Annotated in this window: 23 protein-coding genes and 2 pseudogenes; 9 read left to right on the forward strand and 16 right to left on the reverse strand. The window is 41.4% G+C overall.

The features are described from left to right. Window positions 1-610: 610 nt before the first annotated feature. From FTU35_RS11880 to def, 3 genes are all read right to left on the reverse strand, one after another. Window positions 611-2650: a TonB-dependent copper receptor gene (locus FTU35_RS11880; RefSeq protein ID WP_180064764.1), complete on the reverse strand. Its 2040-nt coding sequence runs from the start codon at window positions 2648-2650 to the stop codon at window positions 611-613. A 63-nt stretch (window positions 2651-2713) separates the two neighbouring features. Then, complete coding sequence (locus FTU35_RS11885) at window positions 2714-3148, reverse strand: DUF2946 family protein (protein ID WP_154321168.1); 435 nt, start codon at window positions 3146-3148, stop codon at window positions 2714-2716. 107 nt (window positions 3149-3255) lie between these two features. After that, on the reverse strand, window positions 3256-3786 hold the full coding sequence (gene def / locus FTU35_RS11890) for a peptide deformylase (RefSeq protein WP_154321169.1): 531 nt from the start codon (window positions 3784-3786) through the stop codon (window positions 3256-3258). Window positions 3787-3905: 119 nt separating this feature from the next. Between def and FTU35_RS11895 the strand changes: the two genes are divergently transcribed. The 3 genes from FTU35_RS11895 to FTU35_RS11905 are packed head-to-tail and all read left to right on the forward strand — an operon-like array spanning window position 3906 to window position 6922. Beyond that, a complete protein-coding gene (locus FTU35_RS11895) occupies window positions 3906-5063 on the forward strand; it encodes a LysM peptidoglycan-binding domain-containing protein (RefSeq protein WP_180064765.1) in 1158 nt (385 codons plus the stop codon). 17 nt (window positions 5064-5080) lie between these two features. After that, complete coding sequence (dprA, locus tag FTU35_RS11900) at window positions 5081-6304, forward strand: DNA-processing protein DprA (protein ID WP_004970117.1); 1224 nt, start codon at window positions 5081-5083, stop codon at window positions 6302-6304. A gap of 48 nt (window positions 6305-6352) precedes the next feature. After that, the gene (locus FTU35_RS11905) at window positions 6353-6922 is read left to right on the forward strand and encodes an L-threonylcarbamoyladenylate synthase (protein WP_004970120.1); all 570 of its coding nucleotides are present in this window, start codon (window positions 6353-6355) and stop codon (window positions 6920-6922) included. Between the two features lie 34 nt (window positions 6923-6956). Here the strand turns inward: FTU35_RS11905 and FTU35_RS11910 are convergent. Next, a pseudogene (locus FTU35_RS11910) lies at window positions 6957-7094 on the reverse strand (zinc ribbon domain-containing protein); the annotation flags it as partial. A 219-nt stretch (window positions 7095-7313) separates the two neighbouring features. Between FTU35_RS11910 and FTU35_RS11915 the strand changes: the two are divergent. After that, window positions 7314-8282 carry an IS110 family transposase gene (locus FTU35_RS11915; RefSeq protein WP_154320238.1) on the forward strand — a complete coding sequence of 323 codons (969 nt, stop codon included), beginning with the start codon at window positions 7314-7316 and terminating at the stop codon, window positions 8280-8282. Window positions 8283-8324: 42 nt separating this feature from the next. On the opposite strand, the pseudogene FTU35_RS11920 reads toward FTU35_RS11915, so the two are convergent. After that, window positions 8325-9246: pseudogene (locus tag FTU35_RS11920) on the reverse strand (RNA-guided endonuclease InsQ/TnpB family protein); the annotation flags it as partial. A gap of 131 nt (window positions 9247-9377) precedes the next feature. Here FTU35_RS11920 and FTU35_RS11925 point away from each other — a divergent pair. Beyond that, window positions 9378-9671: a hypothetical protein gene (locus tag FTU35_RS11925; protein ID WP_004970123.1), complete on the forward strand. Its 294-nt coding sequence runs from the start codon at window positions 9378-9380 to the stop codon at window positions 9669-9671. Window positions 9672-9756: 85 nt separating this feature from the next. Here the strand turns inward: FTU35_RS11925 and FTU35_RS11930 are convergent, their stop codons facing one another. After that, entirely contained in the window at window positions 9757-10665 is a 909-nt protein-coding gene (locus FTU35_RS11930) for a DMT family transporter (protein ID WP_136144380.1), read from the reverse strand. 285 nt (window positions 10666-10950) lie between these two features. Here FTU35_RS11930 and FTU35_RS11935 point away from each other — a divergent pair, with 285 nt between their 5' ends. Together FTU35_RS11935 and FTU35_RS11940 are read left to right on the forward strand one after the other, a co-directional pair. Further along, the gene (locus FTU35_RS11935) at window positions 10951-11496 is read left to right on the forward strand and encodes a glutathione peroxidase (RefSeq protein WP_004970127.1); all 546 of its coding nucleotides are present in this window, start codon (window positions 10951-10953) and stop codon (window positions 11494-11496) included. 323 nt (window positions 11497-11819) lie between these two features. Continuing rightward, window positions 11820-12410, forward strand: coding sequence for a hypothetical protein (locus FTU35_RS11940; RefSeq protein WP_154321292.1), 591 nt, complete (start codon window positions 11820-11822; stop codon window positions 12408-12410). A gap of 79 nt (window positions 12411-12489) precedes the next feature. Here FTU35_RS11940 and FTU35_RS11945 read toward each other — a convergent pair whose 3' ends face one another. The 10 genes from FTU35_RS11945 to FTU35_RS11990 all read right to left on the reverse strand — a co-directional run bounded on the left by FTU35_RS11945 (window position 12490) and on the right by FTU35_RS11990 (window position 20680). Then, on the reverse strand, window positions 12490-12909 hold the full coding sequence (locus FTU35_RS11945) for a F0F1 ATP synthase subunit epsilon (protein ID WP_004970132.1): 420 nt from the start codon (window positions 12907-12909) through the stop codon (window positions 12490-12492). Window positions 12910-12936: 27 nt separating this feature from the next. Continuing rightward, on the reverse strand, window positions 12937-14331 hold the full coding sequence (atpD, locus tag FTU35_RS11950) for a F0F1 ATP synthase subunit beta (protein ID WP_004970134.1): 1395 nt from the start codon (window positions 14329-14331) through the stop codon (window positions 12937-12939). Window positions 14332-14360: 29 nt separating this feature from the next. Beyond that, on the reverse strand, window positions 14361-15230 hold the full coding sequence (atpG, locus tag FTU35_RS11955; RefSeq protein ID WP_004970136.1) for a F0F1 ATP synthase subunit gamma: 870 nt from the start codon (window positions 15228-15230) through the stop codon (window positions 14361-14363). 83 nt (window positions 15231-15313) lie between these two features. Next, on the reverse strand, window positions 15314-16858 hold the full coding sequence (gene atpA, locus FTU35_RS11960) for a F0F1 ATP synthase subunit alpha (RefSeq protein WP_004970138.1): 1545 nt from the start codon (window positions 16856-16858) through the stop codon (window positions 15314-15316). A gap of 40 nt (window positions 16859-16898) precedes the next feature. Continuing rightward, window positions 16899-17435: a F0F1 ATP synthase subunit delta gene (locus FTU35_RS11965; protein ID WP_004970141.1), complete on the reverse strand. Its 537-nt coding sequence runs from the start codon at window positions 17433-17435 to the stop codon at window positions 16899-16901. Between the two features lie 14 nt (window positions 17436-17449). Next, window positions 17450-17920 carry a F0F1 ATP synthase subunit B gene (locus FTU35_RS11970; RefSeq protein ID WP_004970142.1) on the reverse strand — a complete coding sequence of 157 codons (471 nt, stop codon included), beginning with the start codon at window positions 17918-17920 and terminating at the stop codon, window positions 17450-17452. Window positions 17921-17959: 39 nt separating this feature from the next. Next, complete coding sequence (atpE, locus tag FTU35_RS11975; protein ID WP_000424060.1) at window positions 17960-18205, reverse strand: F0F1 ATP synthase subunit C; 246 nt, start codon at window positions 18203-18205, stop codon at window positions 17960-17962. A gap of 85 nt (window positions 18206-18290) precedes the next feature. After that, entirely contained in the window at window positions 18291-19166 is an 876-nt protein-coding gene (gene atpB, locus FTU35_RS11980) for a F0F1 ATP synthase subunit A (protein WP_004970145.1), read from the reverse strand. A 103-nt stretch (window positions 19167-19269) separates the two neighbouring features. Continuing rightward, window positions 19270-19668, reverse strand: a complete 399-nt coding sequence (locus FTU35_RS11985; RefSeq protein ID WP_004970147.1) for an ATP synthase subunit I — start codon at window positions 19666-19668, stop codon at window positions 19270-19272. A 172-nt stretch (window positions 19669-19840) separates the two neighbouring features. Further along, a complete protein-coding gene (locus tag FTU35_RS11990; protein WP_104852883.1) occupies window positions 19841-20680 on the reverse strand; it encodes a metal ABC transporter solute-binding protein, Zn/Mn family in 840 nt (279 codons plus the stop codon). Window positions 20681-20815: 135 nt separating this feature from the next. Between FTU35_RS11990 and FTU35_RS11995 the strand changes: the two genes are divergently transcribed. Then, the gene (locus FTU35_RS11995; protein ID WP_004970151.1) at window positions 20816-21310 is read left to right on the forward strand and encodes a transcriptional repressor; all 495 of its coding nucleotides are present in this window, start codon (window positions 20816-20818) and stop codon (window positions 21308-21310) included. After that, the gene (gene znuC, locus FTU35_RS12000) at window positions 21286-22074 is read left to right on the forward strand and encodes a zinc ABC transporter ATP-binding protein ZnuC (protein ID WP_131261255.1); all 789 of its coding nucleotides are present in this window, start codon (window positions 21286-21288) and stop codon (window positions 22072-22074) included. The genes FTU35_RS11995 and znuC overlap by 25 nt, the downstream gene beginning before the upstream one ends. The last annotated feature ends 3 nt before the right edge of the window (window positions 22075-22077 follow it).

Genomic DNA, 22077 nt, shown 5'->3' on the forward strand with positions numbered 1-22077 from the left:
TTCAGTTAAAATCATTTTGAAGTTTTAATCTAAACTTCCAAATCTGGCTCATCAATTTTCTGACTTAAATTTCGCTCAAATAAACTTCGAGTAATTTAAACCAATCAATCAATGAAATATTTTCGATTAATCAATCAGTAAAAATCCACACAAGTTGTTCTTCATAATCTCTTAATGATCTTCTCGATGCTTCGTCAGCATCAAGCTAGGTCGGCTATACTACTCTCTATTTCCAGAAAGTCAACATGCAATGTTGATTTTATTTTCAAACCCATCTACTCAAAACAAACTCAATTAATCTTGAATCAATCAACCAAGCTATTGTTTTTCAACAAGTTTTTTATCAACATCACCGCCGATGGATGTGCATTATAGGCCAAATATTTTGCCATGCAAGGCTTTTTGTAAAAGAAATATTTCGAGTGTTTATTTTATAAACCCAAAAATAGATAAGCTACTGTTTTATCTCATAAATTTATTTTAATAAAAATCTGTGCAATTCTTCAAAATACAATCACAAGATTTAATCTATTGTTTCATATGAAATTGTTCTAATAAAAAAGTAAAAAGCAGAGCCTAAACCCTGCTTTTGGTTTAAATAAAGTTCAAATTAGAACTTCATACTGATACGCGCCCAATAGTTACGACCACTATTGTTAAACTGAACTTTTGCTGCACTACCAGTCCCATTTAAACCTAGTTTATTTAAATGTTCGCTATACGTTTTATCCAAAACGTTATCAACACCCACAGACACATCAACACTTTTATTAAGGTTATAGCTGCCATTTAAAGACAACACGCCAAAGCCACTGCTCTCTTTGAGGTCGTAACCTACGATATTACCTTCATCTTTACTTATACGACTTTGACCATCGACTACACGTAATAATGCACCTAAAGTGTATCTATCTTGAACATAGCGTAGGTTTAAACGTCCTTCCAAAGGCGAAATTTGTGGTAACGGCGTATTGTCTGTGGTGTTTTCACCCCACGCATACATAGCACTCACATCAGCTTGCAAAGCATCGGTAAATTGATAACCTATACCAACTTCTGCACCTACAATCGTTGCATCCACATTTCGAGTATGCGCCTCTAAAGGATTTTCTTTACTCTGAGGCTTATTTTCATCTCTCAGTTTGTAATTCGTCAAAATATAATCATTAATTAAACCTGCATAAGCCGATGCCCAAGAGCTGAATGCACCATGTTCATGTTGATAGCCAAAGTCCAATTGAAGGGTTTTTTCAGTATTAATGTGATTAAACGTATTTTTATTTCCGTTACCCGACAGAGGACTAAACAATTCCCAATAATCAGGCATACGCTCAACATAACCTAAACCAATATAGGTTTTAGCATCATGGTGTGGATGTTGATTTTCCAAACGAATAAAACCACTTGGCAAAGTTTCTTTACGTTGTTGAGCTTTTTTAACAGCATCAACCTCAACTTGATCGACACGTATACCTGTGACTAATTTATTTTGATCATTGAGTTGATAACTCAATTCACCAAAACCACCATAAGATTGAAATTCCATATCAGTTGTTACTGGAGAATTCATCATTGCTTTAGTTGCATGATACATCCCACCAGCATGTTTATTATTTTGACTATCTAAGCCAGTAATAAATTGAAGCTTATCCCACTCATGTGTCACCGCCATACGCGCATTTAAAGTACGGCGTGTAACTGTCATAGCTTTGTTAGGCTCATCAACTTGGCGTAAACTAAAATTATCCATCACGTGATCGTTAAAGCTATAGTTCACCTGTGCTTCAATTTTCTTAATCACATCGGTGATATTTTTCTTTTCTACACGTAAACCTAAACTTTCGCGGTCAAATTCAGAACCATCCATCATGCGGCCTGCATAAACCACTTCGGCATCACCTCGACCACCTGTCAGCTCAAGCCAAGTATCTGCATCGGGTGTCCAACCTAAAGCAACATCGGCGTTCCAACGCTCCCAATCCGAAGGAACGGTTGTACCATTGCCATCTTTATAGCTGTCTGCCACAGAACGGTTAGCATTTAAACGAATATATTTCTGCGCATCACCCGCCGCTGCTTCAATATTATGATCCAAACGACCAAATGAACCCATCAAAACACTGGCTTGTCCACGATAGTTTTGACCTTCACCAAATTGTTCAGGCTTACGCTCAAACAGTACCGTTGCTGCCGAACCCGTGTTGGCATATTGCACCGTTTGCGGGCCTTTAATCACGGTAATTTCATCAAAACTTTCTGGTGAAATATAAGAGGTTGGTGAATCCATACGACTCGGGCATGCACCTAAATTTTCAGAGCCATCGGTTAAAATTTTAATACGTGAACCAAACATGCCACGGAAGGTCACATCACCATTGGTACCCGCGCCACTATTCACTGCACTAAAACCGACAATGCTTTGTAAATAATCTGCGCCATCTGTGGCTGGAATCGGCTGAATGGGTTGTTTTGGATTGGCACGCACCACTAAACCATTGGCATCATTGCCCTGTTGTGCGGTTGCAACAATAGGCGCAAGACTATGCGTATTCGCAGACAGCATACTTTGATCGGCAAACGCACTTGCTGAATAGCAGGCAACACAAACTGCAGCCGCAATGGGCTGTAATAAAAATTTAGGCTGAGCCATTTTATTTCTCACTTCAAAACATAAATACAGTTAGGGTCAAAGCAGACCCGAAAAACATTGAATTTATGCAAAGTGAGGTGGAGCACGTCCCTGCGGAAGTAAAAAGAGTTGCTGAAGTGCAAACCAAACGTGTTGAAAACGTTTTTGGAAAGCCAAAAGACGTACCTGAATGCGATCAAGCACCTCTTTAAGCTCTAATTCAGGTGGCAAGACCAAGTTGCCATAGACCGTACAATACTGACATTGATGTGAAGCATCGTGATGATGATGTTCATGCTGTACGGTCAGTTGCTGATCATCGGTCTGTGATGTAGATGAATGTGCAGTATGCGAAGAATTTGTATGCACGGCGTGGGCTTGTGGCAACAAAAGTGCACGCGTGATGGTTTCACAGACTGGCGCAACTTGATATTGCTCAGGCAGCAAAGGCTGTAAAAATACAGCAATCTGTAAAAAAACTGCGATAAATGAAAGCAGTAAGCCACTACGCAACAACAAAAACATCTATCCTGAATTTGTGTGGCGCAAGTATAACAAAGCCCAATCGAAATTGGGCTGATTTTTATGCTTTGGTCTAAACATGGACAACTAGATGGTTGTTTGTTTTAACGCTTCACAGCAACTTTTTCTTTCTGACGCTGGCGCACTACTTTTTCCACTTTTTCACGGGCACGCTGTCTTTTGAGTGGTGATAAATAATCGACAAATAATTTACCATTTAAGTGATCCATTTCATGTTGGATACAAACAGCGAGAAGTTGATCTGCTTCTAGCTCAAAGGTTTGACCCTCAAGGTTAATCGCTTCAATTTTTACACGTGACGGACGCTCAACTTTGTCGTATATTTGAGGCACTGACAAACACCCTTCTTCATACGGTTGGGTCTCTTCAGTCAATGGGGTAACTTTGGGGTTAATGAAGACCATGGGTTGATCTTTATTTTCAGATAAATCCATGACAATCAGCTGAATATGATGATCTACCTGTGTCGCAGCTAGACCAATTCCTGGTGCGGCATACATCGTTTCAAACATATCTGCAGCAAGCTGACGAATCTCGTCGGTGACTTCTTCGACTGGTTTGGCAATGGTACGCAGACGGGGATCCGGGAAACTTAAAATAGGTAATAAGGCCATGGGACATCCTCACTTATGCCATTGATCAAAAAACCGAATGAAGGAATGCTTCATCAAAAAAATGTGTGTAAGATCGTTATTATAACGCAACTACATACATAATTTTAGGAATTATGATAATGAAAAAGGTTTTGACAGACACATCCTCTTTTCGTGTCTTGGGGTTTAAAAAGCAAGTTTTAGCACTCGCAGTATGTCTCACAGTGGGACTTGGTGCGATCAGTGTGGCTGAAGCAGCACCTGCACGAAACATCAATCCGCCTGCCTTAAAAGCCAGCGCACCAAATGTGTATGTGGTAAAAAAAGGCGATACCTTATGGGATATTTCCAAAAAATTCCTGAACAATCCATTACGTTGGCCTGAAATTTGGGCAAGTAACCGTCACGTAAAAAATCCACACTGGATTTTCCCAGGTGACCGTTTGTTGATGTGTACCTACGAAGGTCGCCCTATTATTGGTAAAGATGAAGGCGATGGCTGTGAAGGCATTATTCGTCGTTATGCAGGCAAGAGCACCAATTTACAGCCGCAAATTCGCGTGGAGTCTTTAAATAATACCATTCCTGTGATTCCACTTGACTACATCAAACACTGGTTAGAGCGCAGCAGCATTATTGCCGCAGATGCGTTACAAGGCACACCATATATTTTAGGTACTTCTGATCAACGTGTTTTAGCTGCTAAAGGTCAAAGTGTGTATGCACGTGGTGCAGGTCTGGAAGTAGGTCAACGCTACGGTGTATATCGTGAAGGCGAACCGTACATGCTGACCGATGCCAATGGTCAAAAATTCAATGCAGGCATTGAACTCACTCAAGTTGCTGCAGGTATTGCAGTACGTGGTGAAAATGACATCACCACACTTGAATTGACCGATACCTACAATGCCGAAGTGCGTCGTGGTGATCGCGTCTTACCAATTTATGACCCAATGCTGCCAACCTTGTTCTACCCAACGCATGCTGAAAATGTCAGCACAGGTGGTCAGGTGCTACGTGTGATGGGTTCGATTGGTACTGCAGCAAAACACAGTGTTGTGGCGATTGGTCGCGGGACATTACATGGCGTGCAATCTGGTCATGTGTTTAGCGTAGCGCAAAAAGGCGAAGTGGTCACCGACCCGAAAACCAAAGAACGTGTTCAGCTTCCGGGCGAACGCATTGGCAATATCATGGTCTTCAAGAGCTTTGACCACATTAGCTACGCCTATGTCTTAGACAGCGAATTGCCTATTAAAGTCGGTGCCAGCCTACAAGCACCACGAATGGACGACTAAAACGGTTTAAGATGGTGATGTTGAATTCATTCAGCCCACAGCAAATCAACTACATTTTGTTGTGGTATTTGGTTCAACATTCACTGTCTAGTTTTTCCAAACTCGTACAACATTATGGTTCCGTGGCTGCCGCAGTGCAGCCCGAACACCTCCTCACATGGTCAGATGTGCGCATTCATGCCAACCATCTACAACGCGCCAAAGAATATCTCAGCCCAACAGGGCAACTCGCCTTTGAACAATGTCTGAATCAACTGCAACAGCAGTGCGATTTTATTCTAACTTTGGACGATGCGGACTATCCCAATCAGTTACGACCCTATTCCAACAAGCCACCCATTTTATTTGGGCAAGGCAATGCACAGGCTTTGTTGCAAGCGCAAATTGCGATTGTCGGCAGTCGCAAAGCCAGCCCGCATGGTCGGCAAGTGGCTTATGATTTTGCTTATTATTTAAGTGAACAAGGGTTCTTTATCAATAGTGGTTTGGCACAAGGTATTGATGAAGCCGCACATCAAGGTGCTTTGCAACATCAACGTACCATTGCAGTCATGGGCACAGGTTTGGACAGCACTTATCCAAGTGCACATCACAGCCTGCGCCAAAAAATTGTAGAATCTGGTGGTGCCGTGATTACGGAGTTTTTACCACAGACTAAGCCCTTACAGCAACATTTTCCACGACGTAACCGTATTGTCAGTGGACTAAGTTTAGGCGTGATTGTTGCTGAAGCCAGTTTAAATAGTGGCTCGCTGATTACCGCGAAACTGGCAGCAGAGCAAGGCAAATTAATTTTTGCCATTCCAGGACATATTTACAGTGAATTTCATCAAGGTTGCCACCAATTGATTCGTGAAGGTGCAATTTTAGTGGATCATCCTGAACAAGTGATTGAAGATTTAGCCCTACCCACCCAATGGCAATATCAACAAAACCAAATAGCATCAAGCCAAAATCAGACTACAGCAGCTTCAACAAAAGCAAAATTATCTACACCACCGACTGAAGCAATACTTCAAACCACCACAACAAAAACAGCAGATACAAGTACACCGCATATTCCCGAGCATTTATTGGCACTGTATCAACAACTGGATTGGGTCGGACAAAGCATCGATCACTTGGCACAGCAACTGAATTTAGATATTGCCACACTCACCAGCGCATTAATGGAACTGGAACTCATGGGCTTCTGTTTACAACAATCAGGTTTATATCTGCGTTGTCGTCCACTCAAATAAGGTTCACAATAAGCGCCTATTTCACGTTTCTGTTTAGGTAAAACTCCCATGATTACAACTTCTGTCACCGAAGCCGCTGCATGTCTACAACAAGGACAGGTACTGGCCTATCCTACAGAGGCGGTTTGGGGATTGGGATGTGATCCATATAATCAACAGGCATTTTTGGAAATTTTGCGTCTGAAACAGCGTCCGATTGAAAAAGGTGTGATTTTACTGGCAGGACATCTGTCACAAGTAGAGCATTTGCTGCAGGATTTAAACCCCGAAATGCGAGATCGCGTAATTGCGTCATGGACGAATACTTATCCCACAGATCGAGCAACCACCTGGCTATTACCCAGCACAGCCGCAATTCCAGAGTGGATTACAGGTCAACACCCCAAAGTAGCGGTGCGCGTAACCAATCATCCTTTATGTATGGCGTTATGCCATGCCTTTGATGGCTTTATTGTATCGACCAGTGCCAATCCTGCGGGACTTGCCCCTGCACGCTCTTTGCAAGAGACAACGCAATATTTCCATCAACAATTGCACTACTTAAATGGTGATTTGGGTTTAAGCCAGCAACCTAGCCGTATTTTAGATGCAGAGAGTGGGGCAGTGATTCGCGCCTAGCTTTAGACAAATTTTAGTTGACATCCTCCCCGACCTAAAGGACGGAGATTCCTACTGCTAGACGCTCATGTCCGAGCGCAAGAATATTCAGTGCGGAATTTACATCCCGATCATGGAGCGTACCGCACTCCACACACTGCCATTCTCTTATTCCAAGTCCTGCTCTACCTTGTATCTTAGTTTGTATAGTGATTAGCTATCACTATATGAAAATTGTAGAGCTTGTGTTCTACCTAAAACTTCTAAGTTTGTCCGAAAGAGTAAGTCTACAATTTTCCCCTAATTACTCCTTTCAACTCTGAACGGTAACTAAGCACTTTGATGCTGTATTCACAAGGTTAGATCGTGATTAGTGAGTAATTAAAACACTATATGGATTGTAGAGGTACACATGATTACATTGGGTATTGATGTCAGTAAAGCCAAAATTGATTGTTGTATTTTTCCTTCTGGTCTAACTGGAAAGAGAAAAACCAAAAGGTTTGATAATGCACAATCTGGTTTTGTTAAACTCGTAAAGTGGTTAACCGAACTAGATGTTAATTTATCAGACACTCGGGCTGTAATGGAAGCTACATCGGTATATCATGAGAATCTAGCTCATTTTTTATATGATATGGAATTAACAATATGTATCGCTAATCCTGCAAGAGTTCGAGCGTTTGCAAAAGGATTATCAATGCTAAATAAAACAGATAAAGCAGATAGCGAAGCTCTCGTCTATTATGCAAATACTGTTAAGTTAGCAACATGGCAACCTGAGAAAGAAAATGTAAGAATATTAAAGGCTTTAATAAATAGATATGCAGTTCTTGAAGAAGACTTGCAACGTGAAAAGAATCGTTTAGAAAAGGCTCAATCTACTCAAACATTTCCACAAGTATTACTCTCAATTAATATTCGTATTCAACAACTTGAACAAGAGATTATTAGATTGGATGAAACGATCTCTAGTCATGTAAATGGTGATTCAGAGCTAAAAAATGATCTTGCTTTACTAACTACTATTCCAGCAGTAGGAAGGAAAACTGGATTGCTCATGCTAGGGTTATTACGCTCTCATCGCTTTGAAAAAGCAAGTCAGGTCGCAGCTTATGTTGGTCTAGTTCCTATACATTTCCAATCTGGCAGTTCGGTCAATAAACGAAGTCGTTTATCAAAAGCAGGTGATAGTAAAATACGCTCTAGCCTATTTATGCCATCTATAGTTGCACTTCAATATAATCCCCATATTAAGGCACTGTATCAGCGACTACGTGAAAAAGGAAAGCCTAAAATGCTGATTGTTAGTGCTGCAATGCGTAAGTTAGTACACCTATGCTATGGTGTATTAAAACATCAAACTGCTTATCAAATATAAGGTAAATAATTACTAAATTAGGTTGACAGCCAAGACGGTATCTTTCGGACTACTATAGCGTGAGCCACAGCACGAACAAGTTTGGGTGGTATAGGCTTCATTGACTTCTTCATAACATACCCCTGCGTTCTCGCATTTATACTTGAGCATGGTTCTTAGTGTTGTCCAACTGGCATCTAGCACTGATTTAGCCAATCTGGTTTGTGCTAATGCTTTGGCATTCACATTGCCAACGAAGATGGCTGCATGTTCATTCACCAGTTTTCGGCTGAATTGATGCAGCATGTTTTGTCTTACATTTTTAATCTTGGCATGGATGGCTTTGACACGTTTCTTATTTTTTGCACGTTGAGCAATACCAAGTTTTTGTTCATATTGCCGATAGATTTGAGGTGCTTTAAGTTTTACGCCATCTGAACAAGTCGCTAAATCTTTTAAACCTAAATCTATGCCAATTGAGGTTTTAGCGTTGTTTTTTCTATTTTGACTGCATCAACTACAAGACAAACATACCAACGTCCACGACTATCTTCTACGAATGTGCCTGTTTTGATATTGTATTGACTTAATCCGTAACTATCCCATAGTTTAAATTGATGCTTGCCATATTGAACATAGTCATCAGCATATTTGATTGCAACCTTTTTAAACGGTATCCAACCCAGTGAACGTATAGCTGATTTTTTATTACTGACACGCCATTTTAGTTTTGCTTTTTTGAACTGCTTGCGTCTTGTGACCAATTCTTCTGTCACTGCCTGAATAGTTTGACTGTGCAAGTTGCATTCTTTCGATGTGCCTTTCGTGTATTTGCAAGGTCGTATGCTGAAAAGAATTGTTGTTTACGTTGTAGATGCTTAAAACACAAATCATTGACATAATTCCAGACAAAATTTACTTCGGATGCTAACTGATTTAGCACCTTGCAATGTTTGTCTTTTATGCGTAATTTGAGTGTCTTCATCCAATTATTTTAACAGTATTTTTCTTAATAGTGACTATAGTACAAGTATTTAAAACGACATTTCGTGTCGTTCATATGGTTTACTCCAGTCGCTTATATCCTCGTGCTGAACCACGAGGTTATTCGCTCCAGTGGATAAAAAAAAGCTCAACCATATAGGGATGGTTGAGCATAAAAAGGATGTGTATAAAAGCACATCCAGAGGGTTTGAAAATCTTGCTGCAAATGATATTTCACTGATTATTGAATACAGTGGATCATTTTCAGTACGTGAATTATGGAGTAATTTAGTCGACTATACAAATAGATTTTTCCTATTAATCCAAGACAAATATTCAATGAAAGATTCATCTTTTTTTCTTAACAATTTAAATTATCTTACTATTTTTACAATTATTTTAGAAAAATTAAAAAAACTGTCATAATTCATAACACTCAATACTGTATAAATTTTGAATAAAAGGCATTTTAAATACACCTTTATGTGATCAAAAAAAATACCAATTAAACTCAACTTTTTGCTTGAATGTGTACGCGTGCTTTCATTTGTGCCAACACAATACCCGTTAAAATAATCAATCCACCGATACTGTGATAACTCCCCCACACTTCTGCCAACCAAAAATATGCAATGATAGCCGTGAAAACAGGCATCAAATTCATAAAAATACTGGTGCGATTTGGCCCTAAATATTGAACGGCCAACATCCATACCAAAGGTGCAATAATTGAAGGAAATATACCTGCATACAGCACACTTAAACCATTTTGGCTATTTAAATGATCCAAGCCGAACCACAAAATAAATGGCAGATGGTAAAGTAAGGCGAATATAATTTGCACATAAAGACTCAGCATGAGCGGCAATTTTAAATTCCATTTCTTTAAAAACACCCCATAAAAGGCGTAAAAAAATACCGCCAAAACCATGAGCATATCGCCCGCATGTCCTGTCAGCTGACTGAGTTGACGCAAATCTCCTTGTGCAATCACATACAACAAACCCGAAAATGAAATAATGCAGCCAAAAACCGCAAATCGTGTCGGAATGTCTTTTAAGATCAGCAATGAAACCAAAACCGTAAACATGGGAATAAACGCATTAATAATGCCCATATTGGTTGCAGTGGTGTAATTGGCTGCGGTATAGCTTAGACCTTGATACAGCACCAAACCAAAAGCACTAAGCACTGCCAACTGTTTCAAATGTGGACGAATCAACTCACGCTGCTGCCAAACTTTGGGCAATATCCACGGGGTTAAAATCAGAAAAGCAATCAACCAGCGATAAAAACTGATACTGACGGGTGAAATATACTCCGCCACATACCTCGTTACTGCAATATTTAAAGACCAAATCAATACCGCAATCAATGGCAATAAAATTGCCCAAAATACGCCTTTATCTGACCGTATCATGTATTCATCATCCTTGTTGTACCAAACAGCATACCTGCTGTGAAACCCTTTTCTATAACTGACTTGTGATGCAAAGTGCTAAAAACCCAGTGTCTATTTATGGCACTTTTCGCTCGATTTATCCATCAATAAAATAAAATGCAGATACGAATTACATTTTTCTGCGCAATATCACGGCTATGCGGGATTCCATCAGTGTCGTAAATTTCTTTGCTATAAAACTTGCTGTACCCAAAAATTACAGTTACAACAGTAGCGGTAAAATACAGATTCTAGGAAGCAACTATGCGCACTTCAGTTTATGACATTGCAGTAAAAACCAATCAGGGTACGGAAACCACATTAAATCAATATGCAGGAAAAGTGTTGTTGATCGTGAACGTGGCATCAAAATGTGGCTTAACCCCGCAATACGAAGGCTTACAGCAACTCTACGCAGCAAAACAGGCACAAGGCTTAGAAATTTTAGCCTTTCCATCGAATGATTTCTTGGCACAAGAACCGGGTAGCGATACAGAAATTCAGGAATTTTGCTCACTGAATTATCAGGTGAGTTTTCCATTGTTTGCTAAAATTCCAGTCGTGGGTGCAGAAAAACATCCTCTCTACACGGCTTTAACGCAAGCAATTCCTGAACGTATTGGTGAAGGCCCATGGTGGAAAGATTTAGTTGATTACGGCTTAACCCCAAATGAACCACCTGAAGTATTGTGGAACTTTGAAAAGTTTTTGGTGAATAAACAAGGTGAAGTGGTGGCGCGTTTTGCCCCAGATTTAACCGCAGATGACCCGCGCATTGTAGAAGCGATTGAGGCTGAATTGGCTAAATAATTTTTTATTCAGCAAGTTAAAGAGTTCTTTCATAAATTCTCTTTAAATCAATAATTCAGCTCCCTCATCCTCTTGCGGAATATATTCCTCATCCTGAGCCATATATGGCGCAAGAGAAGGGACTATCAATATCAATTCGACGCATTACTTATGATCATTTTTCTTTTATGAAAGAAGTGTAATTCATAGGAGTTTCTTTAAAACTCCTATTTTTTTGATTTAGACAAAAAAATTAAGATTTGTTATTGCTTTGCAACAATCTGTTTTTTATTCATATTTTCGTTTTATATTCATTCTCAATGAGTACCAAAAATCACATGAATATGAAAAATGTATCTTCGAAGACACTACTTCCGTTTGCACTATTGAGTTCTGCCTTGCTACTCAGCGCCTGTGATCAAATGAACACGCCGCAAACGCAAACAACTAATCAAGATGATTCCAACGCATCATCCAACAGCAATACAAACCCAACCAACGCTCCATTAAGCAGTGGCAATATGTTCTATATTGTGCGCGATGTGGCTGATCTACAGCTCAAAGCAGGTCAATATGTCGAACAACTAAATCAAACCAAGTCTGAATTGCAAACCGCTGTAGATGCGCAAGATCCACAACAATTACAAATTGCAGCGACTCAATTACAACAGCAGTTACAAGGCTTCAATCAAACACTAAGCAGCCTAGACTTAAAAACACAGGAAATTGATACCATCCGTCAAAACTTATTGGCTGCCAATCAGCAAGTTTTGGCTTCACCATTTTTAAATGGACAAGTCGATTTAAGCAAAGTGGACTTTAAGAAACTGGAACAGCAAATGGGGAGTATTCAAGCTGAAATGCTAAAACTGGCGGGGATGATTTTACAAGGTGAGTCAAATCAGCCTACTGAAACTACCAATACAGCATCTTAAGCAAAGATAAGGCTTCAATTCCAAACAGCATAAAAAAAGCCACTCTTTCGAGTGGCTTTTTTCAATCTTAAACCGACAATTAAAGTGCGCGGTTTTTGATTTTGCGGATGGTTTCCAACTGTGCAGCAGTTTCTGCCAAAGCAGCCAAAGCAGCAGCAGAGTCCAAATCGCTCTTTTGATTTGCCAACAATTGTTCAGCGTGTTTACGCGCTTCAATAATTGCCGCTTCATCTAAGTTTTCTGCACGAACTGCAGTATCTGCAAGAATCGTAACAACATGCGGTTGAACTTCTAGAACGCCACCAGATACATAGATTAATTCTTCTGTACCATTTTCCAGCAGAACGCGGATTGCACCCGGCTGAAGCAAAGTTACCAGTGGTGCGTGACCCGGCATAATACCGAGTTCACCGCCAGCACCTTTTGCAATTAGCATAGTCACAGTGCCCGAGTACAAAGACTCTTTTACACTTACAACATCACATTGCATAGTCGCCATGAGAATCTCCTAAATTAGAGCTGCTAATTAAAGTTTCTCGGCTTTAGCAATCACTTCGTCAATACCACCAACCATATAGAACGCTTGTTCTGGGATATGATCGTATTCACCAGCTAGAAGACCTTTAAAGCCACGAATTGTATCTTTAAGCGGTACAAGTTTACCAGGCGCGCCAGTAAATACTTCAGCTACGTGGAACGGTTGAGAGAAGAAACGTTGGATCTTACGTGCACGGTATACAGTAAGTTTGTCTTCTTCTGACAATTCGTCCATACCAAGAATTGCGATAATGTCTTTCAATTCTTTATAACGTTGAAGAACGTTTTGAACTGAACGAGCAATTTCGTAATGCTCAGTACCAACAACTAATGGATCTAACTGACGTGAAGTTGAGTCTAGTGGATCGATCGCAGGGTAAATACCTTGAGATGCAATATCACGGCTCAATACTACAGTTGCGTCTAAGTGCGCGAACGTTGTAGCAGGTGATGGGTCAGTCAAGTCATCGGCAGGTACGTATACAGCTTGAATAGATGTAATCGAACCAGACTTAGTTGAAGTAATACGTTCTTGAAGAACACCCATCTCTTCTGCAAGTGTAGGCTGATAACCTACTGCAGATGGCATACGACCTAGAAGTGCTGATACTTCAGTACCTGCTAGTGTATAACGGTAGATGTTGTCTACGAACAATAATACGTCACGACCTTTACCGTTCTCATCTTTTTGATCACGGAAGTACTCAGCCATAGTCAAACCAGTTAACGCTACGCGTAAACGGTTACCAGGTGGCTCGTTCATCTGACCGTAGACCATTGCTACTTTGTCAAGAACGTTAGAGTCTTTCATTTCGTGATAGAAGTCGTTACCTTCACGAGTACGCTCACCAACACCAGCGAATACAGATAAACCTGAGTGCGCTTTAGCGATGTTGTTGATCAACTCCATCATATTTACGGTTTTACCAACACCCGCACCACCGAACAGACCAACTTTACCACCTTTCGCGAACGGGCAAAGTAAGTCAATGACTTTAATACCAGTTTCTAAAAGGTCAGTAGAAGCCGCTTGTTCTGCATAAGAAGGCGCTTGACGGTGAATTGGTAAACGCTCTTCAGTTGCAACTGGACCAGCTTCGTCGATAGGGCGACCAAGAACGTCCATGATACGACCAAGTGTCGCTGTACCTACTGGTACAGAGATTGGCGCGTTAGTGTTAGTTACGTTCAAACCACGCTTAAGGCCTTCAGTAGAACCCATTGCAATAGTACGAACTACGCCATCACCAAGTTGTTGCTGAACTTCTAATGTAGTTTCAGTACCGTCAACTTGGAGAGCGTCATAGATCTTAGGAACGCTGTTGCGTTCAAACTCGACGTCGATAACCGCGCCGATGATCTGAATGATACGACCGCCACTCATTGCTGTCTCCTCAATTCAAACTAATAATGTTAAACGGCAGCGGCACCACCAACGATTTCAGAAATTTCCTGAGTAATCGCGGCTTGACGCAGCTTGTTATAAATAAGTTGTAGGCTCTTGATCAGTTCACCTGCGTTATCTGTTGCAGCTTTCATTGCAACCATACGCGCAGACTGTTCACATGCGATGTTTTCAATCACACCTTGATAAACCATAGACTCGATGTAACGAACCAATAAACCATTTAACAGCTCTTCAGCTTCTGGTTCATAGATATAATCCCAACCGTATTGACGGTTAAGAGTCTTGTTTTCTTCAGCAGATGCTAAAGGAACAAGTTGTTCGATTTTCTGATCTTGAGTCATGGCATTGACAAAGCCGTTTGACACGAGGTAAATGCGATCTAACTCGCCTTTATCGTACGCATCTAACATCACTTGCACAGAACCAGATAACTGTTCAAGACTTGGCGCGTCACCTACGTTTGTAGTTGCACCAAGCACTTTACCGCCGTAGTTTTTAAAAAACGAAACCGCTTTTTGACCAATTAAAGCAAACTGAACTTCAATTGACTGCTCTTGTTGTTGCTGTACATGCTTTACAACTTTCTTGAACAAGTTAATGTTCAAGCCACCTGCCAAACCACGATCTGAAGACACGATGATATAACCAACGCGTTTTACAGGGCGTTCAATCATATAACGGTGTTTGTATTCAGGGTTCGCCTGTACCAAATGAGCAATTACACGGTGCATATTTTCGGCATACGGACGGCCTTGAGCCATGCGCTCTTGCGCACGACGCATCTTAGAAGCAGCAACCATTTGCATCGCGCGAGTAATCTTTTGCGTGCTCTTGATACTAGCAACTTTGGCGCGAATTTCTTTTAAATTTGCCATACGCTTAACCTAGTATTCGAAAGCCCTTTCAGGCTTCCGAAGGTTGATTCCGTGAACCAAACCCCTAACTAGCCAATGCTAAATTAGTAAGTTTGAGTCGCTTTAAAGCTTTCAATACCTGCTTTGATTGCAGCTTCGATGTCTTTGTTGAAATCACCAGTTTCATCGATTTGTTGCATTAACGCAGCATGTTCTGAACGGAAGTAAGAGATTAACGCAGCATCAAAGTCTACGATTTTCTTCACTTCTACGTCAGCCATATAGCCTTCGTTAGATGCATAAACTGAAACAGCTTGGTCAGCAATTGAGTATGGCGCATATTGTTTCTGCTTCATTAACTCAGTTACACGTTGACCATGTTCAAGTTGCTTACGAGTTGCTTCGTCAAGGTCAGAAGCGAACTGAGCAAACGCTGCCAATTCACGGTATTGCGCCAAAGCGGTACGGATACCACCAGACAATTTTTTGATGATCTTAGTTTGAGCAGAACCACCAACACGCGATACAGAAATACCCGCGTTCACAGCAGGACGGATACCTGCGTTGAATAATGATGTTTCTAAGAAGATCTGACCATCTGTAATCGAAATTACGTTGGTTGGTACGAATGCAGATACGTCACCTGCTTGAGTTTCAATAATCGGCAATGCAGTTAAAGAACCAGTTTGACCTTTAACTTCACCGTTAGTGAATTTCTCAACGTAGTCAGCAGATACACGAGAAGCACGCTCAAGTAGACGCGAGTGTAGATAGAACACGTCACCTGGATACGCTTCACGACCTGGTGGACGACGTAAAAGCAATGAAATTTGACGATACGCAACAGCTTGCTTAGACAAGTCATCATAAATGATTAACGCGTCTTCACCACGGTCACGGTAGTATTCACCCATTGTACAACCAGAGTACGGAGCTAAATACAGCATTGCTGCTGGATCAGATGCACCTGCTGCGACAACAGTGGTATACGCCATAGCGCCAGTTTCTTCTAGCTTACGTACTACGTTTGCGATAGTCGATTGTTTTTGACCAATTGCTACGTATACACACTTAATGCCAGAGTTTTTCTGAGCGATGATCGCATCGATCGCCATTGCTGTTTTACCAGTTTGACGGTCACCAATGATCAACTCACGTTGACCACGGCCTACAGGGATCATGGTATCAACTGATTTATAACCAGTTTGAACAGGTTGATCCACTGATTGACGCCAAATTACGCCTGGTGCTACTTTTTCTACAGCATCAGTTAATTTTGCATCAATAGGGCCTTTACCATCAATTGGGTTACCCAAAGCATCTACCACACGGCCTAAAAGTTCTGGACCAACTGGAACTTCTAATACACGACCTGTGCAACGTGCTTTTTGACCTTCTTGAAGGCTTAAGTAGTTACCTAAAACAACGACGCCCACTGAATCCTGTTCTAGGTTCAGTGCCATACCAAATAAGCCGCCGTCGAATTCGATCATTTCACCGTACATTGCATCAGCAAGGCCGTGAATGCGCACAATACCGTCGGATACCATAACAATGGTACCTTCGTTTTTAGCGGTCGCGCTGGTGTCCAGATCGCCGATACGCTGTTTAATGAGCGCACTGATCTCGGATGGATTCAGTTGTTGCATTGCGCTATACCTCAATCTTTTATTAGTTCAGTCTTCGCAATTAAGCTAAAAGACGTGTCCGCATTTTTTCAAGCTTGTTAAGCGCAGAATCATCTATCACTTGGTCGCCTGCACGAATAACCACACCCGCAATTAACGCTGGGTTCACTTCTACAGAAACATTTACTGCCGCAGCGAAACGTTTTTCTAACGCTTGAGCAAGAATTTGTTCTTGTACAGAAGTCAATGGGAATGCTGATTCAATCACAACATCCACAGTATTGTTATTCTGTGATTTGAGCTGTTCGTATTCTGCTTGAATTTCAGGAAGCAAAGCCAAACGGTTGTTTTCAGCAAGCAATGTCAAAAAGTTTGACACTGCTGCAGTTTGGTCTTCACCTAAAACTTTGGCAAAAATACTCACCTGCTCAGCAGGCGTAAGCTCAGGGCGATTTAAGTAAGCTGAAAATGCTTCGTCTTGCACCGCAGCACTGAGCAAGTTAAGTGCTGTTGACCAATTGTCAGTTGCACCTTGCTCAGAAGCGTAAGCAAATGCTGCTTTAGCGTATGGGCGTGCCAACGTCAAGAGTTCAGCCATAATCTGCCTCTCTCTTAAAGTTTAGCAGCCAGCTGAGTCAGCATGGCATTGTGAGCTTCTGCGTCAACTTGCTGGCTAAGAATTTTCTCTGCACCAGTTACTGCAAGCGCAGCTACTTGTTGACGTAATTCTTCGCGAGCAGAATTGATTTCTGTATCAACAGCTTCTTTCGCTTGTTGACGAATACGCTCACCTTCAGCAGATGCTTGGGTACGCGCTTCTTCTACCAATTGTGCTGCACGACGATTCGCTTGTTCGATCAATTGAGCCGCTTGTGCTTTAGCTGCATCTAATTCAGCTTTCACTTGAGCTTGCGCATCGGCAAGATCAGCTTTGGCTTTCTCAGCTGCATTTAAGCCGTCAGCAATACGACGCTGACGCTCACTAATCGCATTGATTAGTGGTGGCCATACAAACTTCATGCAGAATGCGACGAAAATCGCAAATGCAATCGCTTGGCCAAACAATGTGAGGTTGATATTCATTGCAAATTCCTCAAATAGTGAATTTCGGAATTAAGCTGATTAACCTACAAATGGATTAGCGAAGATGAAGAACAAGCCAATACCAACACCGATCATAGGCACAGCATCAAGAAGACCTGCGATTAAGAACATACGAGTTTGAAGTTGTGGAGCCAATTCTGGTTGACGAGCAACAGCTTCAAGGAAGCGACCGCCTAAAAGACCAAAACCAATCGCAGTACCTAAAGCACCGAAAGCGATCAAGATAGCAGATGCAATTGCAACTAGACCTAAAGTGAGTTCCATGATAATTCCTCAGAGGTTAGGTTTTATACCAAATTAAGTTAAAAAATTGTGTGCCCAACCGCCCGATGACAGTTAGGCCATACCATTAATGCTTTTCGCTTGCCATGCTCATGTACACGATAGTCAACATCATGAAAATGAATGCTTGTAGCGTAATAATCAAAATGTGGAAAATCGCCCAAGGCACAGACAATGCCCACTGGATCCAGAACGGTAATAACGCGATAAGAATGAAGATTAACTCACCCGCATACATGTTACCGAACAGTCGTAGAGCCAATGAAACTGGTCGCGCCAAGAAAGTAGTCAATTCCAACAATAAGTTGAATGGAATTAAAAGCACTTTAGCAACTGGATTACTTGGGTTGAATGGGTTAAGTGCCAACTCACCAACGAAGCCGCCAACACCTTTCTCACGAATACTATAGAAAATAATTAAGAAGAATACAGAAATAGACATACCTAAGGTAATGTTTGGATCTGTAGTCGGAACAATTTTAAAGTAAACCTGATGAGGGTCCACACCCAGCATAGATGCAATCGCCTGTTGAGCTACATAAGGAATAAAGTCAACAGGGATCAAATCCATCAAGTTCATGAGGAAAATCCACACGAAAATGGTTAATGCTAAGGGTGCAATTAATCGAGACTTCCCATGGAAGGTATCACGTACACTTGAATCCACAAACTCGATAATCACTTCAATTACTGACTGGAATTTACCAGGCACGCCTGAATTTGCAGCTTTCGCAACAATCCAGAACAATAAACAGAAGATCAGACCAAGTCCGATAGACCAACCCATTGAATCCAAGTGAATAGCAGTGAACCCCATCTGTTGAGCTTCTTCAGCAGACTCAGCCAACTTCCATGAACCGTCTGGCATTTTGCCATAGGTCATATTGGTCAAGTGATGCTTGATATACTCGGTCGAAGTAAGGGCATGTTCTTCAGCAGCCATAAATCACACCTGGTCAATGTAAAAAAACTAATAGAACAAACGAACATCGCGTGCTGCTTGATATCTCGCCTATTCCTGAAAAACTTTTCAATTTTTGCTGCGTTTAGACTCGTTTTTGTAATCGTGACACCCAAAATGGCGCAACCCACGACATGCTTTGAACGAGCATAAAACCACAAAACAATGCCACCGGGGATAACGGCTGTACATTGCTTAAAATTAAAATGAATCCTACGATCACGATTGCAAACTTACCGAGCATTCCTCTATACATGTTCGAAAGAACCTGTCTGGACGCTCGTGCACCTGCTGCTCGAAACGACTGCCATGAAAAATAACAACTTGCCAACCAACAAACACTAGCACCAAGTGCAGCGCTTAAGGCAGCCGTTGAGTCTTTCAAGACCCACGCTATCAGGGCTGAAACTGGAATCATGAATGCTTGTAAGAAGACCAAAGCTTTAGCTAATCGTCGGTCAATCAAGCGACTAGTTCGGCTCATTTTTTTATCCACTCACAGCATTAATGCTTGACAAGTTCAACTGATGATCGTTTTTTATCGCAGGCATTATAGAGTTAGCCCCCTGAACATGCAATCGTTTCCCGACCTTAGTCGTGTTTTTTTGCATGTTTGTCTCGGAATTGTCATATTTCAAATTTGCTTAAAAAACGCATCATTTTCGTGCATTTAATACACAAGCCTTGGTTTGCTTGGCTAATTGCTGCCACGCTTGCACAAAATCATCTGCGCCGCGCATGCTTTCATCGACCTTTTGAAACACAATTGGATTCAATTTCATATACTGATTTTTACTGGCATGTCCTTCTGCAAGTAGGCACATTTTTGGATTTGGTCGGTGATCGTTCAAATATTTAATTTGTGCGACTGTTGGCGCAATATGCGGATCATTGGTCATCGACCCAGAAAATTCTAAATTTAAGGCACGTTCTAAATATTGATAGGCATCGTGATAAGCCCAATATGGCTGTACTGCAGTTTGAGTCTGAAACTGACTTGCACTTTTGAATAAACTCTGTGCGAAGGCACGTGCGTTGTTCCAATAAGCATCGCGATGTTCAGGCATTTGCTGAGAACGTAACGCAGCAATAAAGAAGCCGATACGCACCGCATTGTTTGGGTCTAGCCAGACATGGCTGTCTACTGTATTTTTTAATGCTGCACCACGTTCTGAACGCTGCGGCAAAGTTTTCATAATGCCCGTATCTAATAAAGCAATCGCTTTAGGATTTTGATGTAATACACGTTCTAGCGGTGCTTCATGCGCCTTACCTAGCCAAATAATTAAATCCGCATCTTGGATGATTTTTCGATGTGCAGGCGTGAGCGATACATCATGCCCTGTTTGATCTGCCAGTAATAACGTGGGTGTTTCGATATTTTGCGTGACTTTTTGGGCAATCAAATAGATAGGATGGGTAGACACCACCAAAGCCTGCGCCATGCTGACAGTACTGCATAACGCTAAAAGACAGAAACTAAATAAACGAAACATTGCGGCATATCACGAAAAATCGACAAATGTTATAATATAACAAATTTATAAAAATACCTACGTATAATCGAAACTAATAACGCTTCATGCTAAGATTTACTGTCGTTTTTCTTTTAAAGTTCAACTGGGGTGGCTATGAGCTTATGTTCGCACGAGCATCACAATGCATTACATGGCGTTCACGACCATCACAATGTCGATCAACGTCTTGCCGAAGCTGAAAGTTTATGTGCGGCAACAGGTGCTCGTTTAACACCGCTACGTAAAGAAGTGTTGGAACTCATTCTCAAGGCATCTGCACCAATGGGTGCTTATGATTTATTGGCGAAAATTAAAAGTGAGTCTGATCGTCCTGCAGCACCGCCAACGGTGTACCGTACTTTAGATTTTTTACTGGAAAAAGGACTAATTCACCGTTTGACTTCAATCAATGCCTATATTCCTTGCTGTCATCCACGTGAAGGACACCAAGCGGCTTTTTTAATCTGTACTGAATGTAAAGTCGTTAAAGAAGCTTCAGCGCAAGGTTTATTAGAGCAATTAGATCAGTTGGCAGCCTCTGACCGCTTTAGCCCGCATCACAGCATTATTGAGATTTCTGGAAAATGTCAGCAGTGCAACAGCAAATAACCACTGCACCGCTCATCGCCTTGCACAATATTCAGGTGCGAATAGATGAGCGCGATATTTTAAAAAATGTCGATTTTGAATTACATGCACGTGAAATTGTCACGCTAATTGGCCCCAATGGCGCAGGAAAATCGACTCTAATTAAAGTCTTGCTTGGCATTGTCAAACCAAATGCAGGCAAGCTCGTAAATGCTCGCAAATTGACCTTTTCTTATGTGCCGCAAAAGTTTAATCCTTCACACAGCTTGCCTTTAAGAGTGAAAGATTTACTGGCTTTAGAAAAATGCCCAGACGCAATTAAAGCAGAAATTATCCGCGATACTGGCATTGCCAAACTGCAAGATTCAAAAGTACAACAACTGTCTGGTGGTGAGCGGCAACGGGTGCTATTGGCACGCGCCTTATTACGTCAACCTGATGTTTTGGTACTGGATGAGCCGATGCAAGGACTAGATATTCAGTCCGAAGCTGAACTGTATGACTATGTGCGCAACTTACCGAGCAAATATGGCTGTGCGGTGTTGATGGTGTCGCATGATTTGCAATGGGTCATGCAAGGTACGCATCGTGTGGTATGTTTAAATAAACACATTTGCTGTAGCGGTTTGCCCGAAAATGTACAGCAACATCCTGAATACCAAGCTATTTTTGGAACCAATCGGGTGTTTTATCAACATCACCATGAACACTGCGCCCATGGCGATCATGCCGAGCCTTGTCAGCATGATTCACGTCCTCATATTCACCCTGAACCGGAAGCTTAACCC

This window comes from Acinetobacter sp. YH12095 (assembly GCF_013419245.1).
GTDB lineage: Bacteria > Pseudomonadota > Gammaproteobacteria > Pseudomonadales > Moraxellaceae > Acinetobacter > Acinetobacter towneri.

Bases quoted from the DNA above. Each gene is read 5' to 3' on its own strand.
- FTU35_RS11880 (WP_180064764.1), bottom strand. From the start codon at position 2,650: ATGGCTCAGCCTAAATTTTTATTACAGCCCATTGCGGCTGCAGTTTGT.
- def (WP_154321169.1), bottom strand. From the start codon at position 3,786: ATGGCCTTATTACCTATTTTAAGTTTCCCGGATCCCCGTCTGCGTACC.
- FTU35_RS11895 (WP_180064765.1), top strand. From the start codon at position 3,906: ATGAAAAAGGTTTTGACAGACACATCCTCTTTTCGTGTCTTGGGGTTT.
- dprA (WP_004970117.1), top strand. From the start codon at position 5,081: ATGTTGAATTCATTCAGCCCACAGCAAATCAACTACATTTTGTTGTGG.
- FTU35_RS11905 (WP_004970120.1), top strand. From the start codon at position 6,353: ATGATTACAACTTCTGTCACCGAAGCCGCTGCATGTCTACAACAAGGA.
- FTU35_RS11915 (WP_154320238.1), top strand. From the start codon at position 7,314: ATGATTACATTGGGTATTGATGTCAGTAAAGCCAAAATTGATTGTTGT.
- FTU35_RS11930 (WP_136144380.1), bottom strand. From the start codon at position 10,665: ATGATACGGTCAGATAAAGGCGTATTTTGGGCAATTTTATTGCCATTG.
- FTU35_RS11935 (WP_004970127.1), top strand. From the start codon at position 10,951: ATGCGCACTTCAGTTTATGACATTGCAGTAAAAACCAATCAGGGTACG.
- FTU35_RS11940 (WP_154321292.1), top strand. From the start codon at position 11,820: ATGAAAAATGTATCTTCGAAGACACTACTTCCGTTTGCACTATTGAGT.
- FTU35_RS11945 (WP_004970132.1), bottom strand. From the start codon at position 12,909: ATGGCGACTATGCAATGTGATGTTGTAAGTGTAAAAGAGTCTTTGTAC.
- atpD (WP_004970134.1), bottom strand. From the start codon at position 14,331: ATGAGTGGCGGTCGTATCATTCAGATCATCGGCGCGGTTATCGACGTC.
- atpG (WP_004970136.1), bottom strand. From the start codon at position 15,230: ATGGCAAATTTAAAAGAAATTCGCGCCAAAGTTGCTAGTATCAAGAGC.
- atpA (WP_004970138.1), bottom strand. From the start codon at position 16,858: ATGCAACAACTGAATCCATCCGAGATCAGTGCGCTCATTAAACAGCGT.
- FTU35_RS11965 (WP_004970141.1), bottom strand. From the start codon at position 17,435: ATGGCTGAACTCTTGACGTTGGCACGCCCATACGCTAAAGCAGCATTT.
- FTU35_RS11970 (WP_004970142.1), bottom strand. From the start codon at position 17,920: ATGAATATCAACCTCACATTGTTTGGCCAAGCGATTGCATTTGCGATT.
- atpE (WP_000424060.1), bottom strand. From the start codon at position 18,205: ATGGAACTCACTTTAGGTCTAGTTGCAATTGCATCTGCTATCTTGATC.
- atpB (WP_004970145.1), bottom strand. From the start codon at position 19,166: ATGGCTGCTGAAGAACATGCCCTTACTTCGACCGAGTATATCAAGCAT.
- FTU35_RS11985 (WP_004970147.1), bottom strand. From the start codon at position 19,668: ATGAGCCGAACTAGTCGCTTGATTGACCGACGATTAGCTAAAGCTTTG.
- FTU35_RS11990 (WP_104852883.1), bottom strand. From the start codon at position 20,680: ATGTTTCGTTTATTTAGTTTCTGTCTTTTAGCGTTATGCAGTACTGTC.
- FTU35_RS11995 (WP_004970151.1), top strand. From the start codon at position 20,816: ATGAGCTTATGTTCGCACGAGCATCACAATGCATTACATGGCGTTCAC.
- znuC (WP_131261255.1), top strand. From the start codon at position 21,286: ATGTCAGCAGTGCAACAGCAAATAACCACTGCACCGCTCATCGCCTTG.